The organism is Streptomyces sp. NBC_00080 (assembly GCF_045041255.1).
In the GTDB taxonomy this organism is placed as follows: Bacteria; Actinomycetota; Actinomycetes; order Streptomycetales; family Streptomycetaceae; genus Streptomyces; species Streptomyces coriariae.
Map to the genome: position 1 here is coordinate 8,913,305 of NZ_CP108235.1, position 15,907 is coordinate 8,929,211.

Annotated in this window: 14 protein-coding genes; 9 read left to right on the forward strand and 5 right to left on the reverse strand. The window is 70.2% G+C overall.

Annotated elements, in window-relative coordinates:
* Positions 1 to 16: 16 nt before the first annotated feature.
* Positions 17 to 3,004, reverse strand: coding sequence for a carbohydrate binding domain-containing protein (locus OHU34_RS39860; RefSeq protein ID WP_405771136.1), 2,988 nt, complete (start codon positions 3,002 to 3,004; stop codon positions 17 to 19).
* Positions 3,005 to 3,207: 203 nt separating this feature from the next.
* Between OHU34_RS39860 and OHU34_RS39865 the strand changes: the two genes are divergently transcribed.
* Both OHU34_RS39865 and OHU34_RS39870 read left to right on the forward strand, forming a co-directional pair.
* The gene (locus tag OHU34_RS39865; RefSeq protein ID WP_142268600.1) at positions 3,208 to 3,540 is read left to right on the forward strand and encodes a hypothetical protein; all 333 of its coding nucleotides are present in this window, start codon (positions 3,208 to 3,210) and stop codon (positions 3,538 to 3,540) included.
* Positions 3,541 to 3,706: 166 nt separating this feature from the next.
* On the forward strand, positions 3,707 to 4,543 hold the full coding sequence (locus OHU34_RS39870) for a chitosanase (protein WP_142268599.1): 837 nt from the start codon (positions 3,707 to 3,709) through the stop codon (positions 4,541 to 4,543).
* Here OHU34_RS39870 and OHU34_RS39875 read toward each other — a convergent pair.
* The 3 genes from OHU34_RS39875 to OHU34_RS39885 form a co-directional block, all read right to left on the reverse strand.
* Positions 4,528 to 5,715, reverse strand: coding sequence for an acyltransferase family protein (locus OHU34_RS39875; protein ID WP_405772518.1), 1,188 nt, complete (start codon positions 5,713 to 5,715; stop codon positions 4,528 to 4,530). The two genes, OHU34_RS39870 and OHU34_RS39875, sit on opposite strands and share 16 nt — an antisense overlap.
* 150 nt (positions 5,716 to 5,865) lie before the next feature.
* A complete protein-coding gene (locus OHU34_RS39880; RefSeq protein ID WP_142268598.1) occupies positions 5,866 to 6,483 on the reverse strand; it encodes a hypothetical protein in 618 nt (205 codons plus the stop codon).
* Positions 6,480 to 7,127: an RNA polymerase sigma factor gene (locus tag OHU34_RS39885; protein WP_142268597.1), complete on the reverse strand. Its 648-nt coding sequence runs from the start codon at positions 7,125 to 7,127 to the stop codon at positions 6,480 to 6,482. The genes OHU34_RS39880 and OHU34_RS39885 overlap by 4 nt, the downstream gene beginning before the upstream one ends.
* A gap of 421 nt (positions 7,128 to 7,548) precedes the next feature.
* On the opposite strand from OHU34_RS39885, the gene OHU34_RS39890 reads away from it, so the two are divergent.
* Positions 7,549 to 7,992, forward strand: coding sequence for an ATP-binding protein (locus OHU34_RS39890; RefSeq protein WP_405771141.1), 444 nt, complete (start codon positions 7,549 to 7,551; stop codon positions 7,990 to 7,992).
* Between the two features lie 181 nt (positions 7,993 to 8,173).
* Here the strand turns inward: OHU34_RS39890 and OHU34_RS39895 are convergent, their stop codons facing one another.
* Positions 8,174 to 9,499 carry an alpha/beta fold hydrolase gene (locus tag OHU34_RS39895; RefSeq protein WP_230193638.1) on the reverse strand — a complete coding sequence of 442 codons (1,326 nt, stop codon included), beginning with the start codon at positions 9,497 to 9,499 and terminating at the stop codon, positions 8,174 to 8,176.
* A gap of 342 nt (positions 9,500 to 9,841) precedes the next feature.
* Between OHU34_RS39895 and OHU34_RS39900 the strand changes: the two genes are divergently transcribed.
* The 6 genes from OHU34_RS39900 (at position 9,842) to OHU34_RS39925 (ending at position 15,804) form a co-directional block, all read left to right on the forward strand.
* Entirely contained in the window at positions 9,842 to 10,489 is a 648-nt protein-coding gene (locus OHU34_RS39900) for a hypothetical protein (RefSeq protein ID WP_142268595.1), read from the forward strand.
* Between the two features lie 49 nt (positions 10,490 to 10,538).
* Positions 10,539 to 11,543, forward strand: coding sequence for a helix-turn-helix domain-containing protein (locus OHU34_RS39905; protein WP_405772520.1), 1,005 nt, complete (start codon positions 10,539 to 10,541; stop codon positions 11,541 to 11,543).
* Positions 11,544 to 11,911: 368 nt separating this feature from the next.
* The gene (locus OHU34_RS39910) at positions 11,912 to 13,462 is read left to right on the forward strand and encodes an MFS transporter (protein WP_372481663.1); all 1,551 of its coding nucleotides are present in this window, start codon (positions 11,912 to 11,914) and stop codon (positions 13,460 to 13,462) included.
* A gap of 76 nt (positions 13,463 to 13,538) precedes the next feature.
* Entirely contained in the window at positions 13,539 to 14,429 is an 891-nt protein-coding gene (locus tag OHU34_RS39915; protein ID WP_405771145.1) for a DUF1932 domain-containing protein, read from the forward strand.
* An 11-nt stretch (positions 14,430 to 14,440) separates the two neighbouring features.
* Positions 14,441 to 14,887: a hypothetical protein gene (locus OHU34_RS39920; protein ID WP_142268593.1), complete on the forward strand. Its 447-nt coding sequence runs from the start codon at positions 14,441 to 14,443 to the stop codon at positions 14,885 to 14,887.
* A gap of 224 nt (positions 14,888 to 15,111) precedes the next feature.
* Positions 15,112 to 15,804 (forward strand): 2-phosphosulfolactate phosphatase, encoded by a 693-nt coding sequence (locus OHU34_RS39925; RefSeq protein WP_308285798.1) that lies wholly within the window; start codon positions 15,112 to 15,114, stop codon positions 15,802 to 15,804.
* Positions 15,805 to 15,907: the final 103 nt, after the last annotated feature.

A 15,907-nucleotide genomic window follows, 5' to 3' on the forward strand; every position in this document is an offset into this window, starting at 1 on the left:
TGGTCCCGCAGCGGTGCTACTTCAGATACGGCCCGTCGGCACCGATCTTCCCGGGCCCGTTCAGTACGTACACCCGTAGGTTGCCCTTGCCCGGGGCGGCCACCGACAGGGTGCCGTTCGAGACGCTCCGCACGTCACCCGTGACGGCGTCCGTGTACGTGCCGTTCGGGATGCCGGTGAAGCTCGCCCCGCCGGTGACCGTCACCAGCGCGAAACTGTCCGTGCCGCCGCTGGTGTAGCGGCGTTTGAAGGCCATCTGGCCGCTGATCCCGTCGGTCGAGTACTGGCCCGTCTGCAGGGCCGGGACCGCCCTGCGGATCTGGTTCAGCCGCTGGAGGTGCTTGACCAGTGGCTGGGCCAGCGTGGTGGCGACCGTGCCGCTCGCACTCGCGACCGTACCGAAGTCCGAGGCGGTGACGGAACCGGCCAGGTGGTCGCCGAAGTAGGCGCGCCCGGTGGACGCCAGCGGGCAGCTCGGCCCGCAGTCGATCTGCTTGCCCTTCTGGAACTCGATCTCCGACCCGTAGTACAGCGTCGGGATGCCGCGGAAGGTCCACATGAGCGCCATGTTCTCGGCCCAGGCGTCGGTACCGCCGCTGTAGCGCGTGCTCGACTTGTTCGGCCCGTAGTCGTGGCTGTCCACGTAGACCACGTTGTAGGTGGCGTCGTTGACGCTGTCGTCGGAGTCCTTGCCGTTGCTGAAGGCGTTCTGCGCGTCGCCGAAGTTCATGTGCATCCGCATGTCGATGATGTTCATGCCGGAGAACTGGCTGCGGTCGGGCGCGTGGTAGTTGTTGCCGCTCAGGAAGGCGTTGGCCGACGTCGGCTGGTTCGCCGTGCCGAGGTCGTTCTCGTAGGTGAACTGTTCGATGGCCGCCGTCTCGTCGTCCGCGCTGTACTCCTTGCGCTCCTTCCAGGTGAAGAACTGCGCGGAGTGGTTCACGGAGCCGCGGTTCCACTTGTCGTTGACGAAGGCGCCGACCTCACCGAAGACGAAGAAGTTCCCGGCCGCCTCCGTGCCGAACTTCTGGGTGACCCGGTCGTAGATGGCGGGCAGGAAACGACGGTTCCACGTCACGCGCGGGATGTGGACGGCCGTGTCGATCCGGAAGCCGTCGACGCCCATGTCGATGTACTTGTCGTAGGCGCCGATGAGGTAGTTCTGCACGGGCGTCGACTCGGTGTCGAAATCGGCCAGGTCCTCGTGCAGCCAGCAGGACCGGGAGTCCTCGCCCTCCCAGTTGCCGATCCAGCACCGGTGGTAGTAGGCCTTGGGGAACATGCCCGAAGTAGGGCTCGGCCACTGGCAGTTGTAGAGGGTGTAACCCTCGGCGCTCTTGCCTCCGGTGGGCTTGCCCCAGTTGAGACAGGTGTTGCCGGTCGGCTCGGCCGTCGACCACAGGTCGCCGTTGTAGTACGACTTACCCGACTTGGGCTCCACCGTCAGGCCGTCGTACGCGAAGCCTTCGGCCTTCTCGTCGTAGTACCAGCTCCACTCGGAGTCGCGGACCCCGTACACGGTCGGCGTGAACAGACCCTTGGCACCCCAGCGTGAGCTGTGGTTGTAGACGACGTCCTGGTAGATCTTCATGCCCTTGGCGTGCGCCGCGTTGATCAGGTCCTGGTAGGAGGCGCCGGCGGACTCCAGGCGCGGGTCGACCTTGTAGAAGTCGTAGCCGTGATAGCCGTGGTAGTCGTAGTCCGAGCGGTTCAGCACGACGGGCGTGATCCAGACCGCCGAGAATCCGAGCGCCTTGATGTAGTCGAGCTTCTCGACCAGGCCCTTGAAGTCCCCGCGGAACATCGGGTCGTCGTTCGCCGCGTTTCCGGACTTGACGTGCTGGCTGCCGCCGCGGTCGTTCGCGGTGTCGCCGTCGTGGAAGCGGGCGGTGAGCACGAAGTAGATGGGGTCCTTGCGCGGATCGGTGCCCAGCGGAGTGCCGGCCGCCGGGGCCGGCGCGCGCTCACCGGTCGTCGCGGTGGCCGCGGCGGAGGCGGGCGAGGTGTTGCCGGCCGCGTCGACCGCCTTCACCGTGTACGTGTAGGCGGTCTTCTCCTCGAGCCCCGCGTCGGAGAGGACCGTCGAGCCGACATCGGTGACCACCGTTCCCGAGGTGCCCCCGGTACGCGTGACCTGATACTTCGTCACGCCTTTGTTGTCGGTGGCCGCGTCCCAGCTCACCACCACCGACGTGTCGGTGGCGCTCGCCGTGACCCTGGCCGGGGCGGTCGGTGGCTCGGTGTCGGGCGCCTCGGTCGCGCAGGGGTTCGCCGCGCCGGAGGTGACCGTCCGGTCCTTCACGGTCGTGGTGCCGAGCGGGATCGGGTAGTCCGCGCCGTTGTTGTTGTCCCAGACCCCGTTGCCGTTGTTGAACGCGGCCTTGAGTGACGTCGCCGTACCGATGTCCAGGGTTTTCTTCCACCAGCCCGTGCAGGCGGCCTCCATGCCGACGCCGGGGGTCGTCGTCCAGGAACCGCCGGTGGGCGCGTAGTGGATGTTGGCGGTGCTCCATCCCGAGGTGGTGGTCGAGTAGTAGACGGTGGCCTCGTTGCCGCTGCCCGTCTCCGTGCCGGCGCACGGATCGCTGTGCGCGATCACTCCGTCCTTGACGGTCACGGCGCCGGTACCCAGCGTGTAGTTGCCGCCGCCGTTGTTGTCCCAGGTGCCGTTGCCGTTGTTGAAGGTGGCCTGGAGCCCCGCGGCCGAGCCGAGGTCGACGGTCTGCTTCACCCAGTCGGCGCAGGCGGCCTCCATGAGTACACCGGGGGCCGTGGTCCAGGTGCCGCCGTCGGGGGCGTAGTGCAGATAGGTGGCGGACCAGTTCTTGGTCTTCGTGTAGTAGAAGACGGTCGCCGTGTTGGAGGCGGCGGCAGTTGTCCGCAAGGGGACGGGGTCGGGTTCGGACGGGCCCGCGAGCAGTCCGAACAGTCCGGCGGCCGCCAGGGCGGCGGCGAGTGGACGTGGTGGCCTGTGTCTGCGGGGCGTTGTCGGTGCGCGCCTCATGGCCTCTCCCGGTACGGGCAGCGGATGGAGGGAGTCGCCATGAAAGAGCAACCGGCAACTTCCTGAAAGGACTTGCGCACGGAAGTTACAGGGGCATGACACCTCCGTAAAGGGATCGCGCGGCGCGGGAGAAGGGATGGGTCACCTGTGCCGGAGCGAACGGAACGATGGCCTCCATTCCGGGAGGGTGATCAAATGTGCGAATGTCCACAGGATTCACGCCCGCTTCCCGGGTGACGACCACGGCGCCGACGGTCCGCCATGGCTGGCACAAGCTGCTTATCGGCCTTTTTCTGCTGGGGCGGGTCGCGCGTGTCCCGGCCGCCATGGACGCCACGACGGGGGCGACCCCTTCGGGCTGGTGGCACGTGGTGTGGGAGGTGCTCGCCCTGGTGCTGGCCGCCTTCGCGGTGAGCGAGTGGGAGATCCTCCGGGCGGCGGCCTGGCGCATGTCCGTCACGCAGTGGATCTGCATGGTCGTCTTCCACGTCGGCCTGCTCGGCTTCCTGGCCTCCCAGGTGCTCCAACTGTTCTAGTTCCCGGCCCGCGTGACGGTGGGTCGGTGGCGGTTGGGGCCGTTTGTTCGATCGCACGAACATGGCTTCGATGGGTTACTTCTGTCGCCCAGACTTGATAGGAAACTTTCCTGTCAGTCGCAGTGCAGCCTCACCCCCCACCCCCCACTCCTCACCTGGAGCCACTGTGGTGCACATATCCCGGCCGGTCGACGGCCCCACCCCCACCTCTCGCCGCCTCTTCCTCGCCCTCGCCGGCGCCCTGGCCGCCGCGCCGCTCCTCGACGCCCGCCGGGCGAGCGCGGCCACCGCGGCGAAGAGCCTCGACGACCCGGCGAAGAAGGAGATCGCCATGAAGCTGGTGTCGAGCGCGGAGAACTCCTCGCTCGACTGGAAGGCCCAGTACCAGTACATCGAGGACATCGGCGACGGCCGGGGCTACACGGCCGGCATCATCGGATTCTGCTCCGGAACCCACGACATGCTCGACCTCGTACAGCTCTACAGCGACCGCAAGCCCGGCAACGTCCTCGCCAAGTACCTTCCCGCCCTGCGCGAGGTCGACGGCACCGACTCGCATTCCGGTCTCGACCCGAACTACCCGAAGGACTGGCGCAAGGCCGCCCAGGACACCGCCTTCCGGCAGGCCCAGAACGACGAGCGCGACCGCGTCTACTTCAACCCCGCCGTGCGGCAGGGCAAGACGGACGGCCTGCGGGTCCTCGGTCAGTTCGCCTACTACGACGCCATCGTCATGCACGGTGACGGAACCGACCCCACGAGCTTCCGCAACATCCGAAAGCGGGCGCTGACGAAGGCCAAGCCGCCGGCCCAGGGCGGCGACGAGACGACGTATCTCAACGCCTTCCTCGACGCCCGGGTCTGGGCCATGAAGCAGGAGGAGGCACACAGCGACACCAGCCGGGTCGACACCGCCCAGCGCGTCTTCCTGCGCAACGGCAACCTCGACCTCGACCCGCCCCTGGACTGGAAGGTCTACGGCGACAGCTACCACATCGGCTGACCGCCTCCGTGTGATCCCGGCTGGACGCGGCGCGCCAGTCTGCGGCCCCACGCCTGCCCCGGTACCTCGACGTACCGGTAGGTCAGTGCGCACAGCGGCAGCAGCACGGCGAAGAACGCCGCCTCCAGCACGGGCACGTCCTGCCGCCACCGGCCGACCGTGCCGTCGGTCACCGCCAGCAGCACCGGATGCACCAGGTAGACCGAATAGCTGATCGTTCCCAGCGCGGTCAGCGATCGCGGTACGCGAAGACGGCGCGCCGCCAGTCCGGCGCCGAAGGTGAGCGCGGCCGCCAGGAACGCCAGGATCCAGCCGCGCCGGGTGAAGTGGGCGCCGTCGCCCTGCCCGTAGGCGCTGCCCACGGCGCAGGCGAGCACCACGGCGGCCGTACCGGCCACGCACCACCGGCCGGCCCCGCCGTTCTCGGCCCGGTGGACCGCGGTGCCCAGGAACATCACGGCGAGAATCACCAGCCCCTCCCACATCGCGACCGTGCCGTTGAAAGCGACCAGGACGAGCGCCGACACCCCGCCCAGCACGCCTCCGGTCACACGGAGCACGGGTGTCCCGGCGCTCGCGCAGCAGATGGCGAGCACCAGGGCGACGGCGGCGAGCGCGACCAGCGGGCCGACGCCGACCGCGCCGGAGAGCGCGGAGACCGGCAGCGCACCCCCCACCGCCGCGCTCACGGCGGCGAGCGCGGCCAGGGCGCAGGCGATCGCCGCCGACCGACGGTGCAGACGGACCGTGAAGAGCGCGACGACCAGCAGATAGAAGGCCATCTCGTAGGAGAGGGTCCACAGGACGAGAAGGACGCTCGGCGTCCCCAGCAGCTCCTGGAGCAGGGTGACATGGGCGACGGCGACCGTGGTCAGGCTCTGCCGGCCCGGGCCGGTGCGCAACTCGGCGACGCCCAGCAGGTCGAGCGCGAGCACCGCGGTGACGGCGGCCGCCCACAGCGGGTACATGCGGAACACCCGTCCGATCCAGAACGACCGGACGCAGCCCCGGCGCTCCAGTGACGCGGGGACGATGTACCCGCTCACCAGGAAGAACAGCAGGACGCCGTACCGTCCGATGTTGAACTGCGGCATCAGTTCCTGCCGGAACTGCGGCAGGAACGCGTACGACGAATGGTCGAAGACCACGGCGAGAGCCGCGAGGGCGCGCAGCGCGTCGAGCCGGTCCAGCCGCGGCGACGGGAGCGACGTGAGTGACTGTTCGATTACCGAGGGTGACTTCTCCGGGCGTGGAGGAACCAGGGGCGGGGGTTGCATACGTGGACCGGATCCTGTGCGGGTGAGGGGTTCGTCAGGCAGGCGCTAGTCGTCCGGCAGGGCGACCTTCATCGGAACGCAGGGCTCGGCCTGGCTCCTGGTGGAGTACAACTCGACGGCGCGCGGCCGGGACATGCCCTCCATGTTCTCGAAGGTCAGTACGTTGCCCCGGCGCAGGGTCAAGTCCCAGCCGGCCTTGATCGGGATGACGGGGACACGGTTGCCGCCTCTGTCGACGGCCCGGACCGGGAGCGGGGTGAACTCGCTGCGTTCGCAGACATAGCCCGGGGCCAGCACGTCGATGGTCACCTCGATGCCCCACTCGCTCACCCTCGTCGCGAGTTCGCGCTGGGCCGCGACATCGATCGACTGGTCCCTGACGGTGAGTGTGACCGTGCCGTCTCCGTGAGGCTCCACCGCGAACGCCGTCGAGTAGGACGACGATCCGGGCATCACCGCCATACCGAACCAGGCCACCGCGCAGGCCGCCGCGACGACGGCGATCCGGGGCGGGGTGAACAGCCGGCGCACGCACGCCCTCGCCCCGCCGCCACCGGGTTGGGCCGTGGTCGGTCCGGCTCGGTGGATTCCTGACTCGCGCAGCTCGATCTCCCTCTTGAGCTCGTCCAGGAGCCGGTCCTCGAACGTCCGCCCCGTGCTCATGCTTCCCCCCTCGCCATGTACAGCAGCGGTACGTCCGGCGCCGTGGTCTCCGCGGAACGCGCGCGGGTGGCCGGGGACGTCGTCTCCGCGGTCTGGGCCTCCGCCTCCCGACGCAGTGCCTTGCGCGCGCGGTGCAGTCGTACGCGGGCCGTGACCTGGCGTATCCCCAGTGCGGCCGCCGCCTCCGTGACCGTGAGCTGGTCCACCGCGATCAACTCCATGACGGCCCGCTCGCCCTCGGGAAGCCTCGCCAGCGCGGCCAGGGCACGTCGGCCGGGGCTCTCCGCGTCGAGTCTGTCCTCGATACGGACGATGTCGTCGGCCTCCAGCAGCCGCCGCCCGGAGAAGCGCAGGTCGCGTTCCGTCTCCCGGGCGACCCGGCGCCGCTCCGACGACACCACGTTGCGGGCGATGCCGAACAGCCAGGCCGTCTCGCTGCCGAGGTCCGGCCGGTAGGAGTGCGCCGAACGCAGGACGGCGAGGAAGATCTCGGCCGTCAGGTCGGCCGCGGTGTGCGGGTCGTCGACGCGCCGGGCAACGAACCGCATCACCGGGTCCACGTGGCGGCGGTAGAACTCCTCGAAGAGCCGAGGGTCACGTACCGCCGCGGCGGGCCCGCTCGGTAACCGTTCCGCGTCGTCCACAGGCGTCTCCTCCTCGGGTCCTTCAAAGGCGCTACACCCGTTCTTGGAACGAGCTGCGAAAAGCGTTACAGAAAGAACCCGGACCCGGCCGGAGACACAGGGCCCGAGCGGGTGCGTGGCACTGTTGCGCACACAACCGATCACTCGGTACATGACAGAAGCGATCCAGAGCCCGCTCTGGTGCATCGCCGTGGTCGTCAAGCTCGTCTCCGTCGCCCGGCCGGGACGGGTTCGCCGCGGCCCGCCGGGACCGGGATCGCACGCGGCCGGTGCCGGACGCGGACGGTGACCCGGGCGGGCCTCCGGGTGACACCTCGGACGACGAGCGCAACGATGAGCGAGTGAGTGGTGCGGCTGGTGCGTAGGGGGTGGGTTCGCGGGTAGTCGCGCCGATATGAACGGGGTAGTGAAGGCGGTCCGGATGGAACATGTCCCGCCCGACCAGGGTTCTTCCGCCCCCGGCGGGGACCCTGCCGAGACGACGGTGGCGCTGGACGGCAAGGACGGTTGTATCGCCCGGGCACGCCGCCTCACGGGCGACTTCCTGCGTCGCGTGCAGAGACGGGACGGCCTCGCCGTGTCGGACCGGGCCATGGACCTGTCCCAGCTCGTGGTGAGCGAGCTGGTCACGAACGCGCTCAGATACGCGCCCGGTCCGGTCCTGCTCCAGCTGCGCATCGCCGGGGCCGCGGTGGAGATCGTCGTGTGGGACAGCGATCCGGTGCTGCCGGTGCCCCAGACGCCTGATCCGACGCGGGTGGGCCAGCACGGCCTGGAGATCGTGCGGGCGGTGGTGGAGAACTTCGTCGTCGCGCAGGAGCCGGTCGGCAAGCGGATCGTCGCCCGCCTGGGTCTGTCGGACTGACGCAGGCCGAGGCCGTCCGGCACGGGCCGACTCGGTCGAGTCCGACGGACGGCCGTGCGCCGGTGCCTGCGTCTGTGCCTGCGCCTGTGTCGGGCCCGTATCCGTGACCCGGCGGCGACCGGTACGTCGCGACTGCGCGTACCGGCCGCCGCCGAGTGACTCGTGTCAGGGGTCGGGAATGTCAGGGCTGGAGAGGAAGGGTGGCGCAGTTGGACGTGACCGGCTTGGCGTTGAGCCGGTCGGTCAGCCAGGAGATCGCGTCGCCCTGGTCGACGAGCAACGGTGTGAAGTGGTTGATCAGGGACCGGCCGAGACCGGGCAGGATCACGGGCTTGTAGGTGACGTCGGCGCCCTTGGCGCACCATGCGACGGCGAGGGCGCGCGCCTGTGCGTGCGGTACCAGGTCGTCGGCGGTGCCGGTCGCCACCCGTACCGGGGACGCCGGCTCGAGGGTGCCGATGCGCTGGTCGGCCAGGAACGCCTTGAGGGCCGGCTCGGCCTGGACGATGTCGCCGAGCGAGCGCCCGTCCGTGGTCCAGTCGGTGCTGCTGGCCGAGTTGTAGGAGAGGAGGGCGTCGCCCACGCACATCGTCGACAGGTCCTTGAGCGCGGCGCGGCCGGCCGCGTTCAGGTGCGCTTCGGCGATCGGTACGAGAGCCGGATCGGACTCCAGGAAGCCGTTCACCGACCAGCCCAGCGCGCCGGCCAGGTCGCTGCCGTCGATGGCCTTGGTGACGGCGACCAGGTCAGCGGGCGGAGCCCCGGTGTAGGTCCCGGCGAGGGTGACGTCGGGGGCGTACGAGGGCTGGAGTTCGGCGGCGGCGGCCGTGGCCCCGCCGCCCTGGCTGTAACCGTACAGCGCCACCCGGGAGCCGGACGTCAGTGACGTGGCGTCGAGGGAACGGACGGCGCGGACGGCGTCCAGAACGGCGTGGGCCTCGTCGACCCGGTTGACGTAGGTGTGCAGCCGATCGGTCGCGCCCAGCCCGGTGTAGTCCGTGACCACGACGGCGATGCCCCGGGCGAGCAGACGGTAGATCGCCAGGTCCTCGTAACCGACCGACAGCGTCTGGCCGTTGACGACGAGAGGGTGTTCGAGGCCGAGGGAGGCGGCGCACTGGTCGCCCTGGCCCATCGTGCCGGGTGCCACGACGACCAGAGGCCGTGGTCCGCTGCCCGTCCAGCGGGCCGTCGGTTCGATGTAGGCGCCGGTGACGGCCATGGGGCGGCCGGCCGAGTCCGTGGACTTGTACATCAGGCGGGTCGCCGTGCCGGGCAGCGGTCCGTCGATGCCCGGCAGGCTCAGCGCCAGCGGGAGCGGTTCGGAGCGGATCAGGGTGCCGTCGGCCGCCGGAAGGGCGGCGGGCGGGTCGTAGAACGTGGGGATGGTGACGCCGCGCGAGACCACGGCGTCCGACTGTGTGGCCGCGTCGGCGGGTACGGCGGTGACGCCCAGGCAGGCGGCAGCGGTGACGGCTGCGGCGAGCAGGCGGGTGGGGGCGGGCATGGCGGACCTCCGGTGAGGGGGAGGCCGAGCCTTCGTCTGCGGCTCGGGTGGCGGACGGCCCGGTGGGGTGCGGGACCGTGACGACCGAGCGGTACGGGGCTCCGGTCGTCCACCCTTGCCCCGTACCGCTCTTAGACGAACTGTCAGGACCGTAGCGAGAGCAGAGTTACCTCGGGTAGCGGTCGGTAGGTTACGGTTCAGTAATATGACTGCCGAGTAGCAAGTTCGAAGCCGTCCTCCCGCCGGTCACTCGCATCACAACGAGCGCCCAAAAGTGGCCCCTTGGCGGCAATCTCTGACAAAACAAGACTGCGGGGTCGCCTGTCGCTAGCGTCCCGAGCCATGAACACCGACCGCACGCGCGGCGCGCAACTCGGCGACCACGCCTCCCGTGACGACGCCTTCGTGCCACCCCAGCCCGGCACCCACCACTCCTCGACGCAGACGGCGACCGCGAGCGGCAGCGCCAGGATCACGCAGAAGAACACCCAGATGAAGTTCTCGATCCCGGTGATCGGGCCCCTGCTCGGCATGGCGTACGCCCATCCACTGATCGCCGGACTCACCGCCGTGGTGGTCGTCGGGGGAGGAGGCGCCGCGGTCACGGCAGCCCTGCCCGACGCGACGTCCTCGCCCTCGACAGCGTTGGTGCGCGGCTTCGTCATGGAGCAGTCGGACGGTCAGAAGGCCCCCACGGGCTACGACTTCACGTCCACACCGCCCGTGGTCGCCGACGCCGGCACGGACGCTCTCTATCTCCAGGGCGGCTTTCTGATGTCCACCAACGGCAGGCTGGCCTCGTGGGGTTCGTCCGGGGTGCCCACGGCGGAGAGCTGCCGCAAGGCCGTCACCGACGAACCGGTACGCAAGACGTCCGTCTCCATCGGATACGCGGTGTGCTATCTCGACCGCAACGGCGATCCCGGCTATCTCACCTTCACCGCCTCCGACACCAAGTCCGTCACCGTCGACACCGCTCACCTGGGCTGATCCGACCGCTGCCAACAGGCCGGTGACGCCGGTGTGGTTGACTACGCTCGTGCTGCACGAGTCGGTCTTCCGCACCACGGACCTGCCGGTGAGCGACCGGTTCGAGGCGTGGGCGGAGCGCATGGGCCGGACCCACGCGCCCATGCGGCTCAGCAGCGATCGCCACGCGGACTACCGCGGCTCCCAACGCGTGATCGCGCTGGGCGACGTCGTCGTATGGCCGGCCACCTTCGACCACCTGGTCTTCCGCCGTACGCCGAAACTGATCCGCGAGTCCGACCCCGAGACCTACCACCTCTCCCTCCTGCTGAAGGGCGAGGGGGCGGCCGACTGGGGCAGACAGCAGGCGGCCTACCGGATGAACGACTTCCACATCAACTCCTCCTCGCGGTCGTGGGAGGTGTTCACCGGCTCCGAGCCCGTCACCGTCCTCGGCGTCGAGGTCCCGCGTGCCCTGGTGGCCGTGCCGGGTCGCCGGGCGGACCAGGTGCTGGGCAGCCTCCTGTCGGGCCGCGAGGGGATCGGCGCGCTGCTCTCGCAGTTCCTCCGTCAACTGGTCGCGGACACCTCCTCGTACCAGCCCGCCGACGCACCGCGGCTGGGCACGGTCGTCGCCGACCTGGTCACGGCCCTCTTCGCGCACACCGTGGACGCCGACCTCCGGCTCCCGCCGGAGACCCGTGACCGCACCCTCGTCCTCCACGCCAAGACGTTCATCCACCGGCACCTGGACGACCCGGACCTGACCCCCGCCGGGATCGCCGCCGCACACCATGTCTCCCGCAGCTTTCTGTACCGCGCCTTCCAGGCCGAAGGCCTCACCGTGGCCTCCTACATCCGCGACCAGCGGCTGGAGCACGCCCGCCGCGACCTCGCCGACCCCCGGCTGCGCGCCCTGCCCATCCGCGCCGTCGCCGCCCGCTGGGGCTACCCCCGGGCCGCCGAGTTCACCCGGGCCTTCCGCACCGCCTACGGGCTTCCGCCCAGCGAACTGCGCGAACAGGCGCTGACCGGGGGCGTAGGACGGCTTGGTCTCCGGGTTCCCCGCGGCTGACTCCCGGCTGTCTCTCGACTTCCCCCGGTCCATCCGTGGACGCTCCGCCAAGCAGATGTGGACCGTCCGCCAACGACATACCACCCACCCCTCCCGCATCCTGGTGATCACCGCGGCGCACCGCCGCGACAACGGGGGCCGTGCCAGGACGACGGGGGAGTCCTGGCACGGCACGGACCCGCCCGCCCGCCCGCGCGCACCGCTCACGGATGGCGTACGGACGGCCCACGGGCGACCCGCGGATGGGCCACGGATGATCGAGTGGTGACGGTCCGGCCACGGGCGTACCGTCTAACGGTGGACCCGACAGCGGACGCCTCCGTCCACTGACCTCTCCCCAGGGCCCGCTCCCGAGCGGGCGACACGTCATGAGCAGCCTCCCGCAGCCGACCTCAGCACCCCGGACCACCGCCCGACAGGGTGGCGGGGGCAATGCGATGGCGCTGCTGGTGATCGCCTCGTGCCAGCTGATGGTGGTCCTGGACATCACCATCGTGAACATCGCGCTGCCGGACATCCAGCGCTCCCTGGACTTCTCCACCACCAGCCTGGCCTGGGTGGTCAACGCCTACACCCTCACCTTCGGCGGCCTGCTGCTGCTCGGCGGCCGGGTCGGCGACATCCTCGGCAGACGCCGGGTGTTCATCTTCGGAGTGCTGCTCTTCGTCCTCGCCTCCCTGCTCGGCGGACTCGCCCAGAACGAGGCCCAACTCCTCGGCGCGCGCGCCCTGCAGGGCGTCGGCGGCGCCATCGCGTCCCCGACCGCCCTGTCCCTGGTCAGCACGACGTTCAAGGAAGGACCCGAGCGCAACCGGGCGTTCGGGGTCTTCGCCGCGGTCTCGGCGGGCGGTGGCGCGATCGGCCTGCTCGCGGGCGGGATCCTCGTGGAGTGGCTGAACTGGCGGTGGGTGCTGTTCGTGAACGTTCCCATCGGACTGCTCATCGCCCTCGCCACACCCCGCTTCATCAAGGAATCCGAGCGCCACCCGGGCCACTTCGACATCGCCGGCGCGCTGACCTCCACCGTGGGCATGGTGTTGCTGGTCTACGGGTTCATCCGAGCCGCCCAGGAAGGGTGGCGGGACACGCTCACGATCGCCTCGTTCGTCGCGGCCGTCGTCGTCCTCGCGGTGTTCATCCTGGTCGAGCGGCGCTCCCGGCAGCCGATCACGCCGCTGCACATGTTCGCCGACCGCAACAGGGCGGGCACCTACGGCATCATGCTGTGCCTCGCCGCCGCGATCTTCGGCATGTTCTTCTTCCTCACGCTCTTCGTGCAGAACGTGCTCGGCTTCAGCCCGCTCGCGGCCGGCTTCGCCTTCCTGCCGGTCAGCGCGGTCATCGCGGTCGGCGCCGGCCTCGCCTCGCGGTTCCTGCCCACGTACGGCCCCAAGCCGTTCATGGTGGTGGGCGCGATCCTCGCGGCCGGAGGCCTGTCCTGGCTGACCCTGACCGACGTCCACTCCACGTACGCGGGCAGCGTCCTCGGCCCGATGCTCGTCTTCAGCCTGGGCATGGGCATGGAGTTCGTCTCGCTCACGCTGATGGCGCTCTCGAACGTGTCCCCGCTGGAGACCGGCGCGGCCTCCGGGCTCCTCAACGCCACTCAGCAGGTGGGCGGTTCGCTCGGCCTGTCCATCCTGGTCACGATGTACGGCACCGCGAGCCGCAACGAGGCGGAGAAGCAGATCCCCGACTTCCTGGCCCAGGCGACCCCGGCAGAACGCCTCAACTTCCGGCGCACCGGTCGGCTTCCCGCCCCCTGGTCCGACGAGGTCCTCACGGCCGGCGTCTCGGCCGCCTTCGTCATGGCGGCGATCTTCACGGTCCTCGCCGCTCTGATCGCGATCATCGTGATCCAGGTCCGCCCCTCGGACCTGGAACGCCTCAAGGGCGGCACGGTCCCGGGCGGCGGTTGAGACATGACTCACCGTCAGGCACGGTGAGGGCGACCGTCGTGGTTCGAGGGGGCCGCCTGCCGGTTAGGGTCCGCACATGGGGCATCGAGACGTGGGAATTCTGCATCCGGGAGCCATGGGCGCCCGTGTGGCGGCGCAGGCGGTGACGGCGGGAGCCGTGGTCTGGTGGCTGCCGCAAGGGCGGTCGGCGGCGAGTCGGGACCGGGCCGTCGGGTACGGACTGAGGTCCGCCGCGAGCATCCGGGAACTGGCCGAGACCTGTGAGGTCGTGCTGAGCGTCTGTCCACCCGCCGCCGCGCTCGACGTCGCCGGGCAGGTGGCCGCGGCCGGCTTCCGGGGCGTCTACGTGGATGCCAACGCGGTGAGTCCCGAGCGGATGGCCGAGATCACCGGCGTGTTCGAGGGCAGCGCCGTGACCGTGGTGGACGGAGGGATCACCGGACCGCCCCCGCGCGAGACGGGCCGGACCCGGCTCTATCTCTCGGGTGACGACACGGCCGTGGCACGGGTCTCGGCCCTGTTCGACGGCTCCGCGCTCACCCCGGTCACCTTGGCGGGGCCGATCGGGCGGGCGTCGGCGCTCAAGTTGGCCTTCGCCGCGTACAACAAGATCTCGTACGCCCTCGCCGCTCAGGCCTGTGCGCTGGCCGACGGTCACGGGGTACTGGACGACCTGCTCGACCTGGCGCGACAGATGCTGCCGGACACCCCGCTGGCCGGCACGGAACACCTGGCCGCCGCCGGGCCGCGGGCATGGCGCTGGGAGCCGGAGATGCGCGAGATCGCGCAGGCCTGCCGGGGAGTGGGCGTACCGTCGGTCTTCGCCGAGGCGGCCGGGGAGACGTTCGCCCGGTGGGAAGCGCACAAGGACGACACGACCGTGACCGGTGAGCGGCTGATCGCCGATCTCGTTCAGGGAGCTTCGCCGTCCATGTCGCGCGACCGGACGGGTTTGCCGTTGCGGTGAGCGGCAACGCGATGTCCATGAGTGAACCGAACAGGAAGACGAATGAACAGTCCGCAGCCGAGCGGGTGACCGCGTCCAAGGCCCGGCGCACGGCGGACAAGGCGACCGCTCCGGCGGCCCGGGCCGCGAAGAGCGCCGCGACGAAGACGGACGACGCCGCGTCGGCCACCAGGTCCGGAGTCCAGCGCTCGGCCGAGGCGACGACCGGTGCCGTGCAGAGCGCGGCGCACAGTGCCTCACGCGGGGTCGAGGCGGGCCGTCAGGCGATCGTCGCTACGTCGGGGCAGGTCGCCGCGACCGCCAAGACGGCCTGGACCGTCATCGCGCACCGGAAGCTGATCGCCGCCGGTGTCGGCGCCGGCCTCTCCGCGCTGACGGCGGCCTCGTACGCCGTGGGCCGTCGCTCCGGCCGTCACCCGCAAGGCCCTCTCACCCGGCTCACCGGCGGTCGGATCTGACCCTTTCAGGTCGCGGTCAGGAGATCGGCCCCCGGCGGGTTCCCGCCGGGGGCCGGGTCGTGCCCGGCCCGATCGCCCACGGGTCGTCAGATCTGCAGCGGGGGGAGAGAGGGGGACATCGCAGCGGGAGGCGTTGCCCTTCCAGGCGCTCCAGCGAGACCCTTCGATGTGAAGCGCGCCACTGTCCGGGCGCTTCGGGTGGGTCACAGGCGATCATGACGAGAATGGACGCCCGTTTCGTTGGCATCGCTGATCTGGTCGAAGCTCCGTCCGTGGCGGTCGTGGTCGACGTCATGCGTGCTTTCACCGTGGCTGCCTGGGCATTTGCCCAGGGGGCGGAAAAGATCGTTCTTGCCGAGTCGCTGGACGAAGCCCTGGCGCTCAAGGCTCGCCACCCGGATTGGGTGGCACTCAAAGACGGCCCGCCCGCGCCCGGGTTCGACGCCGTCAACTCCCCGGGCCTGCTGCGGTCGGTCGACCTCGGCGGACGAACGGTTGTGCAGAAGACCACGGCAGGGACGGTCGGCGCCCTGGCGGTCAAGGATGCGTCGCTGGTGCTGTGCGCCGGCTTCGTGGTGGCGGAGGCGACGGCTCAGCTCCTGCGGACGCGCAGGAGTGACCGTGCCACGTTCGTGGTCACCGGCGAAGACGGGCAGGCCGACGAGGATCTGGCGTGTGCTCAGTACATCGCGCGCAGGGTCGACGAGACCGGGACGGACGCCGCCGAGTTCCTCCGTCGCGCCGCCGAGTCGCGCGCCGCCGTCGAACTGGCGGAGGGGGTGCGCCGAGGAGTGCATCCTGACGACGTCGCGCTCTGTCTCGAGCTCGACCGGTTCCCCTTCGCGATGGTGGCGACCTCGGAAGGCGCACTGATGATCCTGCGTCCATCTCACCCGTCCCTGTGCACGGTGACGTAGTTCCCGGAGCGGAAGGCGAGCTTGAACACCATGCCGTACTTGCGGCGCACGGTCGCGACTCCGGCGGAGGCCGGCTCACGCGGGCACCGCTGCGCGGCTCACC